Source organism: Longimicrobium sp. (assembly GCF_036554565.1).
In the GTDB taxonomy this organism is placed as follows: domain Bacteria; phylum Gemmatimonadota; class Gemmatimonadetes; order Longimicrobiales; family Longimicrobiaceae; genus Longimicrobium.
On sequence record NZ_DATBNB010000310.1, the window covers coordinates 1 to 2,676 of the forward strand.

The window sequence follows — 2,676 nt, forward strand, 5'->3', positions numbered from 1 at the left end:
CAGGTAGTCCCCGGTCGTGCGGAGCTCGGCGCGGTGCGCGGTGAACTGCGGGCCGAAGATGTCGCCCGTGCCGCCGGTGTGGGTGAGCAGGTGGTGCGGCGTCACCTTCGACGCGACGTCCGCGTTCGGGTAGTCCGCGAGGTAGGTGCCGAACGGCGTGTCCAGGCGCACCGTCCCGGCCTGCACCAGCTGAAGCGCCGCCACCGCGGTCAGCATCTTGTTCATGGATCCCACGCGGAACTGCGTCAGCGGCGTGTTCGGCACGCCCCGCTCCCGGTCGGCGAGGCCGTAGGCGCCCTCGAACAGCGTGCGCCCGTCGCGGGCCACGAGCACGGCGCCGGAGAACTCGCCGGCGGCCGTGGCCGCCTCCAGCCGCGCGCGGAGCGTGGTCGCGAACGCCGAGTCCGCCGCCGCCTGGGCCTCGGCCGGTCCGGGTACGGTGGGCTCGGGAGCGCAGCACGCGGCGCAGGCCAGCAGGGCGAGGGCAGCAACGATCCGCATGGAGGTCCTCCCTGTTCGGCGGGTGGGGTTCACGATCAGCTCGCCGGGACGAGGGCGTCGAGCTCGATCTGCCCGTTCAGCCCCGCGATTGCCTTTCCTCGTTCGTTCATACGCCCCAGCGAGGCTGTACGTAGGCGCGCGCACGAACGCCCCCGTGGCTCGTGTCATCGGAAGGTCGAACACAGGTCGTTGTGCCGGACATGACGGGAGCGGAGCGAGGCGGCGACGGAGGATCCAGCCATCAACGTTCTTGCGCGCGTTTCATGGACAACGCGAATGCCTCGCGGCCGCCGTCCGCGGCCGCGAGGCAATCGCCGCTGGCGCGGCGGGTCGTGCGCGACGCCCACGGGCAGATGGGCCCGTGGTGACGCGTGAGGGAGTGGGCTAGAGCGCGCCGACCTCGGCCCGCGCGGGGGGCGCGGCCGGGGCCGCGGCGGGATGGTGCTCCGCCAGCCGCTCCTGCCGCCGGCCGAGCCAGACGCCCAGGACGGCCCAGGCCAGGGCAAGCGGCACGGAGACGGAGATCAGCGCCGCGAGCCCCGTCCCCAGGCGCCCCAGCACCCCCTCCACCTGTGCGCCCACCACGTCGCCGCCGCGGTAGACGAAGGTGTCGATGAAGGCCTTCGACTTGTACTTGTCGGCGCGGCTGACCACGGTGAAGAGCGTCTCGCGCGCGGGGCGCATGATGGCGCGCTGCACCGCGTTGAAAGCCGCCTGAAGGACGACCAGCGTCGCCAGCGAGGCCACCAGCGCCAGCCCCAGGAACCCCAGCGCCACGGTGACCGGGAGCAGGGCCAGCGTCACCGGAATCCCCAGGTGCTTCATCAGCTTTCCCGCCACCAGCGCCTGCAGCACCAGGGTGGCGATCTGCGTGTACAGGTCGATCTGCGCGAAGACCGTGGTGCGCATGTCCAGGTCCTCGCCCAGCGCGGCCACCATCTGCAGGCGGGTGAAGTAGATGAAGGTGGCGACCACCGCCAGGATCAGCATGTACGCCGCGATGCCGGCCAGGTACGGCGAGCGGAACACCGCCTTCAGCCCGTACCACGCGCTCCCGCCGATCACCGCGCGCTCGTCCACCGCGGGGGGCGACTCGGAGTCGTCCACGTCCGCGGGGCGGGCGTGCTCCGGCTGCAGGTGCGCCACCGCCCGCACCGAGAGCACCGCCAGCCCCAGCGAGCCCGCCGCCACCAGCAGGAGCCCGGCCGTCCCCAGCGGCTCCGCGAGTCGCGAGGCCAGCCAGGGCCCGGCGATGGCGCCCAGCGTGCCTCCCACCGCGATCACCCCGAAGAGCCGCTTGCTCTGTTCCAGCGAGAAGCGGTCCGCCATCAGGCCCCAGAAGACCATGGTGGCGAACAGGTTGAAGACGCTGAACCAGACGAAGAAGACCATCCCGCTGGTTTCTCCGATGGCCGCCGGCGCCATCACCAGCAGGGCGTAGAACACCAGCAGGCTGGCGGCAAAGAACAGGTACGTAGCGTTGATGAAGACCAGCCGGCGGGTGCGGCTCACCAGCATTCCGAACACCGGGTTCACCGCCAGGGTGACCACCGCCGTGCCCACGAAGAGCCAGCGAATGGCCTCGATCCCCCGCTGCATCCCCAGCGCCTCCCGGGCGGGCCGCAGCACCATCAACGCGGTGAGGATGAAGAAGAAGGAGAGCGCCGATGCGAGCACCGGCGCGGCCTCCTCCCGGCGGACCTGCGTGAAGCGCTGAAGGATCGCGGTCATCTGGAGCTCGTCTTCCGCACCGGGATCAGGGCTGCGGCTGGAGACGGGCCAGCAGCTGCTGGAAGCCGGTGCCCATGATCTGCGTCACCCCGGCCTCGTCGACCACGAACTCCGTCACCAGCGACGTGTCGCCCACCCGGAAACGGGTCTCCGAGAGGGGCGTGAGGACCGCCGTCGGTCCCGCTCCCTCCCGGATCAGCGTGTCTCCCTCCAGGCGGACCACGACGGTGCGACCGTATCGGTTCATCTCCCCCGGGAGGAATTCGTACGTGCCCACGTACCGCTCCAGCACCGGCCTGGGAACACGCGCCGTGGCGACCGGCGGTGGCGGCGCTGCGGAAGACCCCTTGCGGGGGAGCCGAAACTCCGTGCCCACGCCGTCACTGATGACTTGCGTCACCCCACCCGCCTGGTCGACCACGAACTCCACCGTGAATACGGGGC

Annotated in this window: 2 protein-coding genes and 1 pseudogene; all 3 read right to left on the reverse strand. The window is 71.3% G+C overall.

Going from position 1 to position 2,676, the window contains the following annotated elements:
• The coding region (locus VIB55_RS08395) for a serine hydrolase domain-containing protein (protein WP_331876226.1) at nucleotides 1-501 on the reverse strand (501 nt) is incomplete at its 3' end.
• A gap of 384 nt (nucleotides 502-885) precedes the next feature.
• The gene (locus VIB55_RS08400; RefSeq protein WP_331876227.1) at nucleotides 886-2,232 is read right to left on the reverse strand and encodes an NTP/NDP exchange transporter; all 1,347 of its coding nucleotides are present in this window, start codon (nucleotides 2,230-2,232) and stop codon (nucleotides 886-888) included.
• Nucleotides 2,233-2,257: 25 nt separating this feature from the next.
• Nucleotides 2,258-2,676: pseudogene (locus VIB55_RS08405) on the reverse strand (hypothetical protein); the annotation flags it as partial.